The sequence below is a fragment of the Paenibacillus sp. FSL R5-0744 genome (genome assembly GCF_037972555.1).
In the GTDB taxonomy this organism is placed as follows: Bacteria; Bacillota; Bacilli; order Paenibacillales; family Paenibacillaceae; genus Paenibacillus_AQ.
Genome location: NZ_CP150228.1, coordinates 5,032,658 through 5,050,617, shown reverse-complemented (window position 1 = coordinate 5,050,617; position 17,960 = coordinate 5,032,658). Strand labels below are relative to the sequence as shown.

Genomic DNA, 17,960 nt, shown 5'->3' with positions numbered 1-17,960 from the left:
CTATCAATGCCTTGATATGAAAGAGGGCACCGCAAAGTAAAAAAAAGGGGAGTCTCGTAGAGGAGACTCCCTTTTTGTATTTATCTTATTTTGTATAGTTATCGAAGTAACCTTGAATATAAATCATCGGTGTTCCTTTATCGCCACTACCAGAAGTCAAATCAGATAATGAACCAATCAGGTCCGTTAATCTACGAGGAGTAGTCCCTTGTGCTTCCATCGCACCAACCAGGTCATCATTTTTATTCTGGATGTATTTAGAAATGGCTTGTTTCAGCTCTTCACCACGAAGATGAGAGAAGTTGTTATCGGCCAAATATTTCAATTTCACTTCATTTGGTGTTCCATCAAGTCCGGCAGTGTAAGCAGGGGATACAACTGGATCTGCCAGTTCCCATATTTTACCGACTGGATCTTTGAATGCACCATCGCCATAAACCATAACTTCTACAGTTTTACCTGTTATTTCTTTGATTTTTGCTTGGATACCATCCACGATAGGTTGGCAGTTATTTGGAAATAGCTTTACGCTTTCTTCTGTTGCTTTATTGGATCCAAGCAGACCATAAGCTTCGTTAAAGCCGCTGCCATCAATGGATTGTGTAAGAATATCATCCAAGCCAAATACTTTTTCAGCACCATTGTTTGTGAGAATGCGTTTGGTTCTGAAGCGAGTGTGAATATCGCAAGTTAATACATTTTTTGTATAATTTAAAATGGTTTTTGGATTGTTGGAGAAGATGACTTCACAAGCCACACCTTCAGCTTCAATTAAACCTTTGTAATATTCAATATAGTCAACACCTGTGAATGGGTGCTTGATATAGCCGAAAAACTCACGAAACTGAGCTTCTGTTAATACATCCGTCCATGGATTGATACCTTTAGCATCTAGTTCGTCGATGTCTACAAGGTGGTTGCCCACTTCATCAGCTGGATAGCTTAGCATTAAGACTACTTTTTTTGCCCCTTTGGCAATACCACGCAAGCAGTTAGCAAATCGGTTACGGCTAAGGATTGGGAAGATGACACCCACGGTTTCTTCACCGAATTTTGCCTTTATATCAGCAGCAATATTGTCAATCGTCGCATAGTTTCCTTGTGCCCGAGCCACAATGGATTCAGTTACAGTTACAATGTCACGATCCTCGATCGAGAAACCTTCGACTTTTGCAGCATTCAATACGGTTTGAACTACGATTTCTTCAATATTATCCCCATTATTAATGATGGGCCCGCGGAGTCCACGTACCACTGTTCCAACTACTCTTTCCAATATGATCTCTCCTCTTATAAGGGTATACTCTCTATAAAAGTAATGGTTATAATCCCTATATTACTATACCCTTTTAGAGCGATATAAGTAAAATTAATGTTTATAATATCTAATATAAAAATGGTTTATAGATATAGAAGTTTTTAGAGATTTTTAACATTGTCGTTAGAGATAGAAAATCAATTTCTCGGGGAGGTAGAGCCGTATGAACAAAATGGACCGTTTGTTAGCTATAGTGCTTGAATTGCAGCGTAATAAAGTGCTGCGAGCGGAAGATTTGGCGGCTACGTTTGAAACGAGCGTGAGAACTATTTATCGGGATATTCAGGCACTTAGTGAAGCGGGCGTATCCATAATAGGAGCGCCAGGGCAGGGCTACTCCTTGATTGAGGGCTATTTCCTGCCACCCGTTAGTTTCACGCTGGACGAAGCAGTGACATTGCTTATCGGGACTGACTTTATCGAGCAGTGGTTTGATGCCCACTATGGCAATAAGGCTAGAAGTTCTAAAGCGAAAATAGAAGCTATCCTGCCAGAAGCCATCCGCAGTGAAGCATCACAGATCCGCAAAAGTTTTCGTTTATTTGCATCCGCAGCAGATATAGCACCAATACAAGAAAAGGCATGTCTGGAAGCCATTCGTCGAGCGATATTAGAGGAAAGGAAAATAAGATTTCGTTATTCCAAAAGAATCGCCGAAGCCGATGGGAACCGTCAAAGTATTCGTACGGTAGCTCCTTACGGACTTGTGCTTCATCAAGGATCATGGGTACTCGTCGCCTGGTGTGAATTGCGTCAAGACATCCGTCATTTCCGGTTATCCCGAATGAGGGAGCTTATTGATCTGGAAGATAAATTTATACGGCCAGCGGATTTTCAATTGGAGGTATACCAACCTCCTGATGATCGTAACGTTCATGTGGTTATCTTAGTCCATTCTGACATAGCTGATAAGGTAAGGGAATCGAACAATTTTTATATGGAAACTATAGAGGATCATGCGGAAGGCTTACGGGTTACTTTTCGGGTTCGAAAGCCAGCGGAATTGCTGCAATGGGTGCTGGGCTGGGGAGGTGGCATGGTTGTGCTAGAGCCGGAATCTTTTCGCCATCAAGTTAGAAACGAACTAGAAATAATGTTAAAACGCTACTGACATAACGCTGTCAGTAGCGTTTTTATATACTTGGATAATCAATGACTACAGGAGCTGATATATAATGATTACAACAAAAGAAGCCTTACAACGTTTTGAAGAAACTGCGACATACTATATTCAAGAAGTAGAGCGATTCAATCTGGAGCAGCTGAAGCTAAAGCCAAGTGAAAACGAGTGGTCCATCGGACAGATGGTTCAACATCTCATTAACTCGGCACTGTATATGCAGCTTCGTAATATCGATCAATGTCTGGTGCTCAACCAAGATCCCTCGGTATCTCATGTGGGGAAAACCGAGGATGGTGCGGCTATATTTGCACAAGGCAGTTTTCCGCCCATTCGTATTCAGGTTCCGCCTTCCGCCCAATATACGCCGGAGCAGCCGGAGAGCAAGGAACAATTAAGTCAAGGGTTACATTCAGTCATCCAAAGAATGAGAGAGATCGAACCGTCTCTTGAAAAAGCGTCCAAACAAAATACCGTATCTCACCCACGATTCGGTGGACTATGCGCGGAGGAATGGTTCCTGCTTATTGAGATGCACTATCGTCATCATCTTCTGCAGCTGGAGCGATTAAACAATGAATTGTTTCGGAAAGTGTTGTAATACCAAAAAAGAGGCCGTTGCTGATCTACAGCAACGGCCTTTCGTCGTAAAAGAAAGGATCTTAATTTCCTGAGCCAAGCGTCGCTTGAACATAATCTTTATATTCACTCGGATTAACTCCAAAATGCTTCTTGAAAAGTCTGGTGAAATAAAATTGATCATGTATACCGATTTGCGTAGAAATCTCTTTGACATAAGGGTTGCCCTTTAGAATTAACTCTGCGGCTTTCTCCATTTTTACGGTGTTAATGTAATGAATGATACTTTGGCCGACTTCTTCTTTAAAGATTCTGGATAGATAGTTCTCACTTAAGTTGACCTGCTTGGCAATCAGAGATAAGGTCAGCTTTTTCTGATAATTTGCATTGATATAATCAATTGTTTGTTTAACATCCCTATTATGGGTAGTCACAATCTGTTGTTTTTGATGTGAGAATAATTGAAATAAAAGCTCCATTTGCGTTAGAATCTCAGCACTTCGTTTACTGTTTGCAATATTCTCAATAGTTGTTTTCAAAAGCTTTGGATCTTCAACGATAATGTGAGCATCGCATAATGGAAGATAGTGCAGACAATTGACGATGAATGTTTTGGCTTCAGCCGGCTTTATTTGTTTCGATCTGCAGGTCTCAAGGAAATTTTGAGTGGCTTGATTAACGGCTTCAATGCCCGAACGTTTCCAGGCCTGTATTAAATTCGTAGAGAACTCATGAACGTTTTCGAAATCGAGCGTATCATTTAAATGGACAATCTCGGGATCAATAATCGTTATTTCGTTGTAAAATTGGATTTCCAAGGATTCTTTACATCGCTCTAGCATTACTTTCGCCTCAGCGTATCCTCTAATGGGCTGGGAATAAACAATGGTAGGGGTAATAGAAATATACATTTTGATCAACTGAATGACTCTATGGATAAAGTCGGTACGGATAATTTGCTGATTGTCCAAGGTATCAGTGGAGATTAGCAGCAACAATGCATTCGATTCAAGCTGAATAATTTCGAATTGATCTACGGTTTCCAGGATATCTAAGATGATGTTTTCAATGAAGGATACCGATAGCTGGTTTTTACGTGCGCTAGGGCTGGCGCTATTTTGCTCAAAGGTGATGTAGAACAAGTAGCAGCTATTGTCACTAAAAGCGAGTGTTATAGAATTTTGCTGCTCAAGCTGATTCATATCATAATATGGGTCGGTAAAATAATCTTTTAAAATCGCATTCTTCACACTCTTTAAATTGTGTTGCAATAGCTGAGATTGTGTCTCTAGCTGCTGCTTGGACTGAAGCTGTTCTTGGATTAGCTGCGTGGATTTCTCCAGCAACTGGATGAGGTCCGCAGTCTTCATACTAATCTTAAGCATATAATCTACAGCGCCAAGAACTAATGCTTCACGAACCAATTCATACTCCCCGTGGTTACTTGCCACCAGGATTTTCCCGGCAAACCCTCTGTTATTGAGTTCTTTTATCAGCTGCAAACCATCCATATTAGGCATTTTGAGATCTGTAATGATGATATGGGGATTAAACTTCTCAACAAGGGTTAAAGCTTCAACTCCGTCAGAGGCTGTAGCACAGATCATATATCCAAGCTCTTCCCATGGAATCATGGTTCTGAGCGCGACTTTTACAATGGGTTCATCATCCACCAGCATTACATTATACATTGGATACACTAGTATCACCCCTTATCTTCTTCGTAGGTTTGTTTGGGGATAATCAGGCGGCAACAGGTTCCTTGACCCACCAAGCTTGTGATGAATAGTCCGTAGCTCTCACCATATTGAAGCTTAATGCGATCGGCTACATTAGAAATTCCGATACCGGACAGCGTATCAGCCTTTTCCGATTTTTTCGTATCAAAGCCTTTTCCGTTATCAATGATTTCTATAACAAGTGTGTATTCATTTTTTGCGTAAGCCTTAATGCGGATAAGAACTTTTCCTCCAATGTCCGTAACCCCATGGATGATAGCGTTCTCAGCGATCGGCTGCAGAATAAGTTTAGGGATCAGACTATGTAATACCGATTCATCTAGATCATATTCAACGTCAAATCGATCAGCATAACGTATTTTTTGAATAGCAAAGTAATTGTCCAGATTATTAAGCTCTTGTTTGATGGTTATTTCCTCATCTTGATCGATGATGGTACTGCGCAGTAATTCTGCGAGAGAGGAGATACCATCACTTAGCACCGGAACTTGGTTAATCATTGCGAGCCATCGCAAGGAATTTAGAGTGTTGAATAAAAAATGAGGGTTAATCTGTGATTGTAGCATTTGTAATTCAAGCGAACGCTGCCTCTTTTGATCTTTCTGTTGATCCTCTATCAGTTGCTCAATCCGGCTGACCATGCTATTAATCCTATTAGCAAGAACACCCATCTCATCGTTGCTGTGATCTTCTATACGATTGGATAAATTGCCATAAAAAATTTGATTACAGAAGACAATAATTTGTTTGATAGGCTTTAGGATGCTTTTATACAAGACGATGATAATTAGGATACATAGGATTACAATGATGCTGACGACGATAAGGAGTCCAGTGGTGATTTTACTTGTCTCAGAATTAATATAAGAGAAAGGAACCGTAGAAATCATGTACCAGCCTAATTGATTATTATTGATATAGGAGATCTGATGCATTTTGCCATTGACTAAGCCTTGAAAGGAATGGTTCTTCTGTGCCTCTTGTTCCTTGATTTGCTTAAACAGTTGACCTTTATCATACGCTTCTCCAAGTGTTGTACCCTTTAGGTTGGAGGACATCACTATTCCTTCTCTATTCATGATAAGCAGATTAGAACCTGTTCCTAAGTCCACACTGGAAAGAATGACTTTTGAGAATAACTCCCCGCCGATAAAAACAAACACATAACCTAATGGAACGCCAATGTCTTCTTGATCAAAAATTTTACGCCCCAGGACAATCGTATGGGAAGCACGATAGCTTTTTACATAATTAAGACTGTCATAAGGGGCATTCAGATCTACCTGTTTCATGATTTCACCATACTTTGGATTGGGAATGCCATCATAGCCTAATTCATAAATAGGTTCGTTCTTGGAATCTATGATCCGAACGTTCTGAACATATCCCGGATAGATGGTTCTGTACACATTATCCATAGCGTGGTTAATGGTAGCATTGCTAGGAGCGGGTTCATTAGGTGCTGCCGTTAAACGCTCCTGAATAATAGGATTGGTAGAAACAGATCCGGCAAGATATTGATAGTTATTAAGCTCGCTTAACATCGTTCGATTGAGCAGTGTCAAAGCCTGAAAGGTGGATTTGCTTAATTTATTGTTAATGGATTTGGAGTAGATAGTATAGGAATAGAAACCTATAAAGATGATTGGAATCACGGAAACGATTAAGAAGATAACGGTTAAGCGATTTTGAATTTTAATTTTTCTTATGATTTGTGGGGGACTAGGAAAATACCGCTTCCCTTTGTTATGACTCAGGTGGATGACCTCCCATTCGATATCCTTTACTTACAAGTTAACATAAAAAGAAGAATGGAATATATATGCATGGGCGAAAAGCAAGAATAATCTATGGAATCGTTAGTATTATCCATTCCTTTAACCGCTAAGTTTACAATACATGTGATCCTGATGAATAAGCATATCTGAAACCTGAATGATAGATGGATAAAATAATACATAGGTAAGTTTGTATTGTAAATGTAAATAAAACGTAAACACTTCTATACTTAATTTATCAGATAAAGCGTTTTCAATATTTAATCTGTGGTTGGGTCATTAGCAAGAACATCTTAAGGAGGGCGTTTATGAGAAAGACAATGAGTACGTTATTAGCAGTTACGCTGCTGGGTGTGGGGTTGATTGGTTGTGGGAATAGCACGAATACACCAGCTGCCTCAAAGGATTCGAATTCTACAAAAGCTACGAGTACAGCGGAAGCGACAAGTACAACGAACGCCGAGAATACTTCTAAAGAGGATGCTAAGAAGGATTTTGATAACAAGGAACTGAGTATTGCTGTATTCCAAGGTGGATATGGCGCCGATTATTGGAATGAAATTGTCAGTAAATTCGAGAGTACTTATCCAGGGGTAAAAGTGAATATGACGATCAACCCTAAGGTTGGTGAAGTGATCAGACCACAGATTGTTGCCGGTAATCCTCCTGACTTCCTATCTGTTACGGATACAGAGCAAAGTGGGATTATGCTTTCCCTGATTAAAGAAAAAGGACTTCTAGACATCACTGATGTATTCGAAAGCAAGGCCTTAGATAAAGATGAGACGCTAAAGGATATGATTCTTCCAGGAATGTTGGACAGCACAAGATTTCAGCCGTATCAAGACGGGAAGATCTATCTGGCACCTTTTAACGCTGGACCGATGGGCTTGATTTACAACAAAACTTTGTTCGCGGAAAAAGGCTGGAGTGTTCCTGAGACTTGGGACGAGTTCTTTGCATTAGGCGATGAGCTGAAAAAAGAAGAGAACTTCTTGGTCAATGCAGATGGAACGAAAACGAAAAGAGCGTTGTTCACTTACCAAGGTATCTATCCGGACTATTTGGAAGAAATTCTGTATCCTGCGATTGCTAGTGCGGGCGGTAAAGAAACGTTAGATAAAGTCTTTGCTTATGAGGAAGGTTCATTTAAGAACGATACGATCAAAAAAGTATTGGATATATTCTACAAAATATCTAAAGACGGATATCTGATGGATGGCACAGTTGCCTTGAACCATACCCAATCGCAGACTGATATGATGATGGGGAAAGCGTTGTTTATTGTAAACGGCAACTGGATGGAAAATGAAATGAAGGATTCACCAAGGGAGAATGGCTTTGAATTTGGGATGACAACCGTCCCTGTATTTAATAAAGGAGATCAGAAGTACGTACTTTCCAGCTATGAGCAATTCTCCATTCCTGCAAAAGCTAAAAATCCAGAGCTGGCTAAAGAATTCTTAAAGTTCCTGTATACGGATGAGTCCGTTAAATTATTCGCGGAAAAAGCTAATGGTGCGTACGCACTTAATGGTGCGAAGGAGCTGTCGAAGCCATACTTGACCAAAGGTGTATATGACATGTTTGAGGCTTACAATGGTTCCATTTCAATTCTGCAAGGCTGGCAATCCTTACCGAAGGGCTCCAAAGTTAGTGTAGTCACTGAAATGTTCAAGAATACGATGACGCCAGTCATGACAGGTCAAATGACCACTGACCAATGGATGGATAATGTTGAAAAAGCTTTTGCACAGATTCGTAAAGAGAAAGCAGCTAGTAAATAATTTATAGCATCTCATGCCAATGCATCCTGTTAAGAATGGATACAGACATCTATGAACAGGATGCATTTTGCATGAAGAGGAGTGAGAAAGATGTCTGAGATGCAACTAACGGAAGTAGCTCCTAGAAACAGAAAATTAAAGACTAAGTCAACGAAAACTAAAAATCCGAAGCTATTCATAGCCGTATGTACCATTCCTGCGCTCCTGTTGACTCTCGTATTTATGATCATTCCAACCTTTCGGGCATTCGTTATGTCTTTTACGGATGCAACCGGGATGAGTGATGAGAACAAGTTTATCTTTCTGGATAACTATAAATATATGTTCCAAGATGAGATGTTCCTCAAAGCGCTTAGTAATACGTTCAAGCTGATGCTGGTCGTGCCGGTGGTTACCTTAGCCTTTGGCTTAGTGCTTGCTTTTCTATTGACGCAGACGAAGCTGAAAGAGAGAGGCTTTTACCGGACGGTATTCTTTTTCCCAAGCATTATCTCTTTGACGGTAGTCGGGATCATATGGTCCTTTGTGTTTCATCCGAACATGGGGATCTTGAACAATATTCTCTCAAGTATTGGGCTGGATCAACTGACTATGACTTGGCTTGGGGATAGCCGAACTGCATTATGGTGCGTTGCGGTCACTCTGATCTGGCAGGCGGTTGGTTACTATATGGTGATGTATATCGCTGCAATAGATGGGATTTCTGCGGATGTGTTCGAGTCGGCGACCATTGATGGTGCAGGGTATTTCCGGAAGCTTGTCAGCATTACGATCCCACTGTTAAAAGAAATCATTGGAATAACCTTCGTGCTGTCCCTGGCGGGTACGATCAATTTAAGCTTTATCGTCGTAACAATCATGACCGGCGGTGGACCGGCAGGTGGTACTACTGTATTACTCCATTACATGTACACTCAAGGGTTCCAAAATGCGAACTTTGGTTATGCCATGGCTATCGCGATTTTTACGCTTGCGTTTGCCTTTGTCCTTTCTTTTCTGTCTAGACTACTTACAAATCGAGCAGAAGGGTAGGGGAGAAGGGTGAATAGTAATCAACAGAGTCTTATAAAAATAAACATTATCAATTGGATCACTCGGCTGTTTCTGATTGTGGCTACTATTGTTTTGTTATATCCGTTTGTATGGAATCTTTTAGCCTCATTTAAGAGCAACACGGAATTTCTAACCGATCCTTTCTCCTTTCCACAAGCCTTACACTTGGATAACTATGTACGTGCTTTTCAGAAATCTAAGATGGGAAGTTATTTCCTGAATTCTATCTTTCTAGTGGTACTTTCCACTGCGATTCTAGTTATTTTTGTGGTCCCTATAGCTTATGTATTAACGAGATTTAAGTTTTGGGGTTCCAAAATGATTCTTAATATTTATATGGCCTGTATCTTTCTCCAAGCTTCTTATATCATGGTTCCTTTATTTATTCAGGTGAATTCTTTCGGGATGCTGGACAATCGCGGGATGCTCGGTTTGATCTATGCTGTCCTTCAGTTTCCTTTTGCGATCTTTGTGTTAAGCGGATTTCTGCGATCTGTCCCTAGAGATTATGAAGAGGCCGCCAAGATTGACGGTTGCGGGAATACAGGGGTACTCGTCAGAATCATTGCGCCACTAGCTAAGCCGGGAATTGTAACGGTCTGTATGCTGGCAGCGATGGGCTTTTGGAATGAGTATCCACTGGCATTAGTTCTAATTCAAACGGATAGCAAAAAAACATTACCGGTGGGTTTAGCCAATCTGTTTGAGGTTCAAAGGTATGCTACAGATTGGAGCGCACTATTTGCCGCATTGATCTTGGTACTCATTCCAACGATTCTCCTATATGTGGTAGGACAAAAACAATTGCTCCAAGGAATAAGCGCTGGTGGAATTAAGGGCTGAACTACAAAGTCATGGAGGGAATTTGTGTGGACAAAGGAAGATTTACACTACCTGGTGAAACAGGAATGGAAGAGGTCATAGCCGATCTTGTAGAGAGATGGGGCGTAGATGCTGTACGTGACAGTGATGGCACGAGTCTATCGCAGGACATTCTTGATATGGGTCTGCAAATCTATTCAACGCTTTGTCTGGTACGTGAGGACAACGAGTGGGCAAAGCAGCATCCACAGTATAGACAGCAGATTTATCTGATGTCTGCACCATTGATTGCGACATCGAAGGTGAAGACCATTGATATTATGGCAGATTTTTTTGCAGATCAATTTGTTCCTAACACAGATGTGGATATTAAAAAGTATTGGCAGGTTGTAAACCGGACCACAGGAGAAATAGTACCTTCGGCACATTGGAGTTATGCAGAGGGGATCGTCACGCTTGAGCAGGCGGAACAGTTTCACAAATATACCGTCAGTTTCTTGGCCTATCAGATTTGGGAACCGGTCTCTATGTACAATCACATCACGAATAGCTGGACGGAAGAGCATCGCTTACCACTGGATGTTCGTTATCCCGAGGCTCAAGAGCATGTATTGAAGGTGCTGAAAGATTGGCTAGCAAAGCATCCGAAGACTGATATCGTTCGTTTTACTACCTTTTTTTATAATTTCGACCTGATTTTTAATAAGGAAGGTAAGGAGAAGCAAGTTAATTGGTTTGGCTATCTAAGCTGCGTAAGTCCATTAGCTTTAGATCAGTTTGAACAAGCTTATGGATATCGTCTGACTGCGGAAGATTTTGTGGATCAAGGACGATATAACACACCGTTTATGAATCCGACGCCAAGGTATTTGGACTGGATGGAATTTAATCAGAAATTCATTGCAGGTTATGCCAAACAATGTGTTGATATGGTGCATGATTTCGGTAAGAAAGCCATTATGTTCTTTGGGGATCACTGGGCAGGGACAGAGCCTTATGGTAAATATTTTTCCGAGATTGGGCTAGATGCAGTGGTCGGGGCAGCCGGAGATGGGGTTACGACCCGTATGATCGCGGATATTCCTATTAAGGATACCGAAGCCCGGTTCTACCCGTACTTCTTCCCAGATGTATTCTTTGAAGGTGGAGATCCTGTTGGAGAGTCCATGCCGATCTGGATAAAATGTCGCCGGGCACTTATGCGTAAATCGGTTGGAAGAATGGGGTATGGTGGATATCTAAGTCTGGCGTACCAATTCCCTAATTTTATTGATCATGTGACGGAGATTGCGACTCAGTTTAAAGGAATTCATGCAAATGCTGAAGGGACTCAGCCGTATAAGGCATCGTTTAAAGTGGCGATACTTAATACTTGGGGCTACATTCGCAGCTGGCAGACGCACCAAGTGGCTCACTCTTTATGGAATCAAAGATGTTATTCCTACATAGGGGCACTGGAGTCACTCGCAGGATTGCCTTTCGACATTGAATTTATAAGCTTTGATGATATTAGACAACACGGGATTGATCCTAGTATCGGTGTGATCATTAACGCGGGTGATGTCCATACTTCTTGGAGTGGCGGAGATCATTGGAGCGATCCAAAAGTGGTGTCTAGCATTCGTGAATGGGTGCATCAAGGCGGCGGTTTTATTGGAATTGGTGATCCAACGGCATATGAGCATCAAGGGGTTCTTTTTCAACTAGCGGATATTTTAGGTGTTCAAAAGGAAATGGGTTTTACAGCAAGCGTTAATAAGCCTAAGGTAACGCCAGTAAAGAAGCATTTCATTACGGAAGATCTGGAAGGCGACATTGATTATGGTGAAGGGATGACCATGATTTATCAAGTGGAGATTGGAGCACAAGTCTTGGATGTACACGACAATAGCTGCAATCTTGCAGTGAATTCATTTGGGCAGGGTCGAGGCGTTTATATTGCAGGGCTGCCGTATAGTATCCAGAATACTAGATTACTGAGCCGGGCGATCTTTTGGGCTGCACATCAAGAGGAACAATTGTATTCTTGGTTCTCATTGAATCCGAATGTAGAGTGTCATGCTTACCCTGAGACTGGCCGCTATTGTGCTGTAAATAACACAGCGGAGACCCAAAAGACGACGATCCTGATGGAGAACGATTTGAGAATAGAGCTCGAATTGAACGGAATGGAAAGTGTGTGGCTGGATATGAATATGTAATAGTTTGGCGGATTCTTACCTGAAAGGAGTGAGAATCCGCCTTTTTCTGTTTAGCTACGTTGTACAGGTCAACGTCAGGGGGAACGATCGATTTAGTGGTGAATGCAAGAGTTTTCATGAGTCTTCGCTTCACATCCCACAACGGTAAAGGTATGCCTACTAATTTATCTATACTATTATTTGGATTGGGAAAAGTCAGTGGGTAGACTGGAGATAGTCTGTGGGTAGACTAAAGGAAACCTGTAGCTGAACTCGAGAAAGTCAGTAGCTGGAGTAGGGAAAGCTGCAAAAATACAGCAATTTACACAGAAATCCTCAGCATGAAGTCCAAAACCTGCAAATGTGCAGGAATATCCTCACTAATGGCTCGAAAACTTCTTCTGGAGCTATAAATACTGCAGATTTGCAGGAATCCATACTTTAACCACCATTGAAACATAGAATGATGTACTTTTGCAGGATTATTCGCTGGTGATCCGGTTTAAAGTTACTGGTTAGTCAATATCCAATCGTCAGCCTCTTGGAGCGACATCCTACTAGTTGCGCTTATGGAGACAGAGTCAGATTTTGCTCAAAAGCAGAATCTATTGATTCTATAGATTTTATAGATTCTTTAAACTAACTATATAGAATCTAGAGAATCCGAGACAACTTGCGATACGCCCGCGGAGAAATCCCCTCATTCGCCGTGAACACCCTGCTGAAATAATGGATATCGGGATAGCCGACCTGATCGCCCACCCTCTCAATCGGCCAATCCGTTTCTCGCAGCAGCTTACGCGCTTCCCTATGCCGGATCGAGCGGAGGTATTCTCCGGGGGGCATACCTGCAACCTCACGAAAGAGCTTGGCAAAGTGGTCCTCATGCATATTCATGGATGTGGCCATGGATTTATTGGTCCAGCGTTCTGCTAACCGCTCTTCTAGCTCGTCTATTAATGCCCTGATCCGCTCAGTATGAACTGAAGACTTAGCTGCAACGCGGGAGTTTTGCGTTCGAAGCAGCGAAGTCAGAATACCAAGTAGTAGCCCTCGACAGACCCACTCATAACCGGCAGGCCGCATAGTGAATTCATGAACGAGCTGTTCCATGGCATGAACACATTCGGGTGGCGGGGAGTAGATCGGTTCTTGTGACAATGGCATGAAGGGGACAGTTACGGCTTCAAAGGCGAATTTATCGTGTATGACTTCATCCTCATTAACTACCATATCTTCATCATGTGTAATAATTGATTCCCCAAAGAAATCAAAATGGATTCCAATAAGCTTAGTATCTGAATCTGACAGGATAACATTCTGATGATATACCCCAGATGAGAGGAAAATTAGCTGCCCAGCGTTCAGTATATATTCTTCCGTATCCATCTTTGTTAATAATTTGCCCTGGCGAACATATAGTAGCTCGAAGTCATATAGCCTTCTTCTTTGGAAGGTGCAAGGTGGAAGTGTCTGCAATTGTGCATAGTGAATTCCGGGTGCCCAATCACGAGAGGGTACCTGCTTTCTCAGTGGGTAAGAGGGATCTTTGTCAGACATGTCACTGCCTCCTGAATGTTTAATAGAATAGACCGGAATAGTGCAAAAAGTCTCTTCTTCGCCTAAATAAATCGAATTTAGAATCTAGTATAATATAAATAATTAAAGGATACAAAGTGCATCTAAGCCTAGGAAGTGGAAAACGGAAAAGAACAAATAGGAGGAGGATTCAAATGAAAAAGGGAATAAACATCTGGTCGTTTCGCGAAGGAACTGAAATTAAAGAATGCGTACGTCTAGCCAAAGTGGCTGGATTTGAGGGGATCGAGCTGTCATTAAATGAGTCAGGTGAACTTGGCCTGCAAACCACTGAGAAAGAAGCGCGTATCCTTCGTGATTCTATTAATGAAACGGGTCTGGAGATCGCGGGGCTGGCAACAGGTCTATATTGGTCTTATGCGATGACTAGTGAATCTGAAGCGAATCGAACCAAGGCAATCGATGTATGCAAAAAGCAACTGGAGCTGGCGGCTGCGCTAGGTGTAGATACAATTCTTGTCATCCCTGGCGCTGTTGGTGTGGATTTCATCGAGGGCTGTGAGGTTGTTGATTATGAAAAAGCTTATGATAGAGCGCTGGAAGCGATTAGTCATTTAGCCAAGGATGCTGAGCAAGCAGGCGTTTCTATTGGTCTTGAAAATGTGTGGAATAAATTCTTGCTGTCTCCGCTTGAATTACGTACTTTTATTGATACGGTCGGTTCCAGTTATGTAGGTTCCTATCTTGATGTTGGGAATATCGTGCATTCCGGTTATCCAGAGCAGTGGATACGGATTCTAGGCCATAGAATTAAAAAGGTGCATTTCAAGGATTACCGTCGGACGGCTGGTGGGCTTCACGGATTTGTTGATCTACTCGCTGGGGATGTGGATTATCCAGCAGTCATGAAAGCGCTTGAAGACATTGGATTCAACAATTATGTTACCGGTGAAATGATACCGTCATACACACATTATACGGAGCAAATTATTTTTAATACTTCTGCAGCTATGGATGCCATTCTCGGACGTACCACTTTCAAAGCTTAAAGTATGGGGGAAGGCGATGCTCAGCCTATAGCAATCATTGAGGCTGAGATACAATCCGCTGGGCTGGAAGGTGCTTGGATAGAGCTTGTTTAATTATTAATCATTTAGCTGGGGAGGCTTCACTATGTTGAAAATAGGTTTGATTGGCTTTGGATTTATGGGCCGGATGCATTTTGATAATTATGTTCGCTTAACGGAAGAGGGGCATCCCATTGCCCTTAAAGCCATCTGTGACTTGCGAATTGAGGAATTGAAAGACGGTAAAGCGGACGGCAATATGAGTACCGCTCGAGAAGTGTATGATTTAACAGCTTACAGTCTCTATGATGATCTGGAGAAAATGATAGCGAATGAGGAACTGGATATGATCGATATCGCAGTTCCTACTTACCTGCATGCTGAAATGGCTTGTTCTTTGCTGGAACGAGGATATCATGTCTTTTGTGAGAAGCCGATGGCTAGAACTTCAGTAGAAGCACAGAAAATGGTAGAAGCAGCGGAGCACAGTGGAAAGAAATTGATGATCGGACAGTGCCTGCGTTTTTGGCCAGGGTATGAATATTTGAAAGAAGTTGTGGAAACTGAGCAATTTGGTAAAGTGACAGAAGGATATTTCTACCGTGGTTCAGGGGCTCCTAAAGATTGGTTTCTGGATGAGAAGCTAAGCGGTGGATGCATTGTGGATATGCATATTCACGATACGGATATGATTAACTATCTGTTCGGCAGACCGGATAAAGTATCGACTTTGGGCCGGAATGTTCTACCGGGAAGTGGGTATGATATTGCTTCTACACACTATTTTTATAAGGATGCAAAGGTGATCAATGCTCAGGTGGACTGGACGCTGGAGGGCGACTTTGGATTCTACATGGGGTACAGGGTTAACTTCGAGCGAGGAAATGTTGTATTTGATGGTAGTGGAGTCAAGGTGAATCCCAATGATGGAGCAGGCTTTACGGTGGAGCTTTCCCCGGATGCGGGTTACTACAGAGAGCTGGTCTATTTCTTGGATGCGATTATTCAAGATAAGCCTATTATCATTTGTACGCCTGAGAGTGCAGCAGAATCTTTGGAAATCATAGAGGCGGAAGTACAGTCAGCAAATGCCGAAGGGGAATGGATTGTACTTAACTAGCAAGATATAGAGGATGCAAAGGCGTGACGAGAGGAACGATCATTATAGATGATTTCTCCAGTCACGTCTTTTTGGTATGCATTCTCATCTAACCTTTATTGCGCTGGAATTTTGTGTTGTCCCTAGCATAGTGTGATACGGAGCCGTCATATCTTCTAAGGCGTACCTGTACATCGGAGAACTCTTCAACGATTCCTGAGGCAACCTCAGAATACATTCCATCAGGGTCAAGCTGTAGGGCAGTGATATAAGTTTGGGATAAAGCGGCTATGAAAAAATCAATATTTTTATTAAGTGTATGTGGCATGGTATTCCCTCCGGTGATATCTTCAACATGTATGAATATAAATAATCCTAAGGAACTATTTTAACACGATTTGCGGATGAATTTGAGGAGGAATTACTTGATTTCGGTCAAAAATATGCGAAATTTGGTTGTAATTGTATTAAAATCCGAAGATCATCCGAGGGCAGGTAGCGAAGTTGTTTCGCTGTCTGTCTTTTTTTTACTTTCTGGTTTGAAAAGAAACCTGCGGACGGATATGATTTGTGTAGTGAAAGGATGATCGTCAAATGACAGAACAGCTACAAAGAGCCAAGGAGTTATACACACGATTTCTGGGTCATTTTTTAGATATGCATAAGGCAGGTTTGCTTAAGGAGTATAAGCGTTTTGAAATTCCTAGAGAACAAGAGATAGAATGGCTCAATGAAATGGCCTTGGCGTACGCCGAGCAGTTGTCGATCCGAGATTGGGATGCAATTACTGCCCTAGACGCTTTATCGAGAAACTATCAAGACAGCTGGATTGTGGAGAAGGTATCTTCTTTTGCCTCGCGGAATATGATGAGTGCGGATAGTCTGGTTAGATTGATCTACGCAGAGAAACTGGTAGGGATTATTGGTTCTCATAAACAAGTGATCCCAAAAGAACTATTATTTGAGGCCTGTAAAGTTGCTGTGCAAATTCTCGAAAATGTAATCTCACAGCCGCTGGTCATTGACCCTGGACATGAGCTTAAGGAGCTTGGCCTTAAAGATAAGAGAGCTTTGAACAGTCGTGCAGAGCAAAGCTTAGAACAGGTGAAGGTGCTAATTAATTAACCGTTGGAGGGGAAATATGAGATTACTCGTAGCGCAACCTAATCACGAACCCCATTTGGAGCATTTGCTCAAAGAAATGAGCAGACAGGATTCTTTTGACGCGGTGTTGTATCCAGAAGGTTATGTAGCAGATGAAGCCAGTTTAAAGACCTTATGTGAAGTTGCCAAAACATATAAAAAGCTGATCATTACAGGATATAGGAACAGCAATAACAAGGATAGAGCGCTAATGATTCATCCTTCTGGGGACATCATTTTGGAACGAGCCAAATCGCCGATGGATGAACAGCTGTATCGCCCGTCAGTTGCGGAAGCGGATGGCCTCAGTATTGGTTATTTGCTGTGTGTTGAGCTTCTGCAAGGATACGTTGGTTTGGAAGGACAGGCTAAGTCGTTAGATTTCATCGCACATCCGATTGGGGTAGGCATGTTCAGCGAAGAACAATTTGAATTATGGATCGAGGAAGCCACTAGGATTGCTGTGAAATATAACACGATGATTATTGGGACAAGCCATGCTGACGGATCTTACCGAAACTGTGGAATTTCGATTCCCATCTCATATTGGATCGACTCTACCGGACAACCTATTTATATTTCGCGTAATGATACGAGAAGTCGAATGATTAATCTCGATACTAGGCAGGTTAATGTTCAAGATTAGGGAATAGCCGAAGTTGACACACTGTTGTCAAATTGGGTGTGCTACGATTTCATAACAGATTAACTTCTGATGATTTATAGAAGAAAATGA

General features: G+C 41.8%; 15 protein-coding genes. 10 read left to right on the top strand and 5 right to left on the bottom strand.

The features are described 5' to 3' along the window. Positions 1-85: 85 nt before the first annotated feature. Positions 86-1,276, bottom strand: coding sequence for a coenzyme F420-0:L-glutamate ligase (locus MKY19_RS22390; protein WP_339797747.1), 1,191 nt, complete (start codon positions 1,274-1,276; stop codon positions 86-88). 205 nt (positions 1,277-1,481) lie between these two features. On the opposite strand from MKY19_RS22390, the gene MKY19_RS22385 reads away from it, so the two are divergent. Next, entirely contained in the window at positions 1,482-2,429 is a 948-nt protein-coding gene (locus MKY19_RS22385; protein WP_339797744.1) for a YafY family protein, read from the top strand. A 67-nt stretch (positions 2,430-2,496) separates the two neighbouring features. Continuing rightward, positions 2,497-3,039, top strand: coding sequence for a DinB family protein (locus tag MKY19_RS22380; protein ID WP_339804446.1), 543 nt, complete (start codon positions 2,497-2,499; stop codon positions 3,037-3,039). A gap of 61 nt (positions 3,040-3,100) precedes the next feature. Here MKY19_RS22380 and MKY19_RS22375 read toward each other — a convergent pair whose 3' ends face one another. After that, positions 3,101-4,708 (bottom strand): response regulator, encoded by a 1,608-nt coding sequence (locus MKY19_RS22375; RefSeq protein WP_339804443.1) that lies wholly within the window; start codon positions 4,706-4,708, stop codon positions 3,101-3,103. Positions 4,709-4,722: 14 nt separating this feature from the next. Beyond that, positions 4,723-6,411, bottom strand: a complete 1,689-nt coding sequence (locus MKY19_RS22370) for a sensor histidine kinase (protein ID WP_042190641.1) — start codon at positions 6,409-6,411, stop codon at positions 4,723-4,725. A 431-nt stretch (positions 6,412-6,842) separates the two neighbouring features. Here MKY19_RS22370 and MKY19_RS22365 point away from each other — a divergent pair, with 431 nt between their 5' ends. The 4 genes from MKY19_RS22365 (at position 6,843) to gnpA (ending at position 12,397) form a co-directional block, all read left to right on the top strand. After that, positions 6,843-8,321 (top strand): carbohydrate ABC transporter substrate-binding protein, encoded by a 1,479-nt coding sequence (locus tag MKY19_RS22365; protein WP_042190639.1) that lies wholly within the window; start codon positions 6,843-6,845, stop codon positions 8,319-8,321. 90 nt (positions 8,322-8,411) lie between these two features. Further along, complete coding sequence (locus tag MKY19_RS22360; protein WP_231573329.1) at positions 8,412-9,353, top strand: sugar ABC transporter permease; 942 nt, start codon at positions 8,412-8,414, stop codon at positions 9,351-9,353. A 9-nt stretch (positions 9,354-9,362) separates the two neighbouring features. After that, positions 9,363-10,217 carry a carbohydrate ABC transporter permease gene (locus tag MKY19_RS22355; RefSeq protein WP_231573328.1) on the top strand — a complete coding sequence of 285 codons (855 nt, stop codon included), beginning with the start codon at positions 9,363-9,365 and terminating at the stop codon, positions 10,215-10,217. Positions 10,218-10,243: 26 nt separating this feature from the next. Next, entirely contained in the window at positions 10,244-12,397 is a 2,154-nt protein-coding gene (gene gnpA, locus MKY19_RS22350; RefSeq protein WP_339797739.1) for a 1,3-beta-galactosyl-N-acetylhexosamine phosphorylase, read from the top strand. Positions 12,398-13,030: 633 nt separating this feature from the next. Here the strand turns inward: gnpA and MKY19_RS22345 are convergent. Further along, complete coding sequence (locus MKY19_RS22345) at positions 13,031-13,936, bottom strand: AraC family transcriptional regulator (RefSeq protein ID WP_076284683.1); 906 nt, start codon at positions 13,934-13,936, stop codon at positions 13,031-13,033. Positions 13,937-14,109: 173 nt separating this feature from the next. Between MKY19_RS22345 and MKY19_RS22340 the strand changes: the two genes are divergently transcribed. Together MKY19_RS22340 and MKY19_RS22335 are read left to right on the top strand one after the other, a co-directional pair. Further along, positions 14,110-14,964, top strand: a complete 855-nt coding sequence (locus tag MKY19_RS22340) for a sugar phosphate isomerase/epimerase family protein (RefSeq protein WP_339797736.1) — start codon at positions 14,110-14,112, stop codon at positions 14,962-14,964. Positions 14,965-15,088: 124 nt separating this feature from the next. Then, positions 15,089-16,102: a Gfo/Idh/MocA family oxidoreductase gene (locus MKY19_RS22335; RefSeq protein ID WP_339797733.1), complete on the top strand. Its 1,014-nt coding sequence runs from the start codon at positions 15,089-15,091 to the stop codon at positions 16,100-16,102. A gap of 88 nt (positions 16,103-16,190) precedes the next feature. Here MKY19_RS22335 and MKY19_RS22330 read toward each other — a convergent pair whose 3' ends face one another. Continuing rightward, positions 16,191-16,409, bottom strand: coding sequence for a hypothetical protein (locus MKY19_RS22330; protein ID WP_042190628.1), 219 nt, complete (start codon positions 16,407-16,409; stop codon positions 16,191-16,193). A 266-nt stretch (positions 16,410-16,675) separates the two neighbouring features. Here MKY19_RS22330 and MKY19_RS22325 point away from each other — a divergent pair, with 266 nt between their 5' ends. Both MKY19_RS22325 and MKY19_RS22320 read left to right on the top strand, forming a co-directional pair. Beyond that, positions 16,676-17,206, top strand: coding sequence for a hypothetical protein (locus MKY19_RS22325; protein WP_339797730.1), 531 nt, complete (start codon positions 16,676-16,678; stop codon positions 17,204-17,206). 16 nt (positions 17,207-17,222) lie between these two features. Continuing rightward, complete coding sequence (locus MKY19_RS22320; protein WP_339797727.1) at positions 17,223-17,870, top strand: hypothetical protein; 648 nt, start codon at positions 17,223-17,225, stop codon at positions 17,868-17,870. The last annotated feature ends 90 nt before the right edge of the window (positions 17,871-17,960 follow it).

Bases quoted from the DNA above. Each gene is read 5' to 3' on its own strand.
- MKY19_RS22360 (WP_231573329.1), top strand. From the start codon at position 8,412: ATGTCTGAGATGCAACTAACGGAAGTAGCTCCTAGAAACAGAAAATTA.
- MKY19_RS22330 (WP_042190628.1), bottom strand. From the start codon at position 16,409: ATGCCACATACACTTAATAAAAATATTGATTTTTTCATAGCCGCTTTA.
- MKY19_RS22340 (WP_339797736.1), top strand. From the start codon at position 14,110: ATGAAAAAGGGAATAAACATCTGGTCGTTTCGCGAAGGAACTGAAATT.
- MKY19_RS22325 (WP_339797730.1), top strand. From the start codon at position 16,676: ATGACAGAACAGCTACAAAGAGCCAAGGAGTTATACACACGATTTCTG.
- MKY19_RS22320 (WP_339797727.1), top strand. From the start codon at position 17,223: ATGAGATTACTCGTAGCGCAACCTAATCACGAACCCCATTTGGAGCAT.
- MKY19_RS22385 (WP_339797744.1), top strand. From the start codon at position 1,482: ATGAACAAAATGGACCGTTTGTTAGCTATAGTGCTTGAATTGCAGCGT.
- MKY19_RS22335 (WP_339797733.1), top strand. From the start codon at position 15,089: ATGTTGAAAATAGGTTTGATTGGCTTTGGATTTATGGGCCGGATGCAT.
- MKY19_RS22365 (WP_042190639.1), top strand. From the start codon at position 6,843: ATGAGAAAGACAATGAGTACGTTATTAGCAGTTACGCTGCTGGGTGTG.
- MKY19_RS22345 (WP_076284683.1), bottom strand. From the start codon at position 13,936: ATGTCTGACAAAGATCCCTCTTACCCACTGAGAAAGCAGGTACCCTCT.
- MKY19_RS22375 (WP_339804443.1), bottom strand. From the start codon at position 4,708: ATGTATAATGTAATGCTGGTGGATGATGAACCCATTGTAAAAGTCGCG.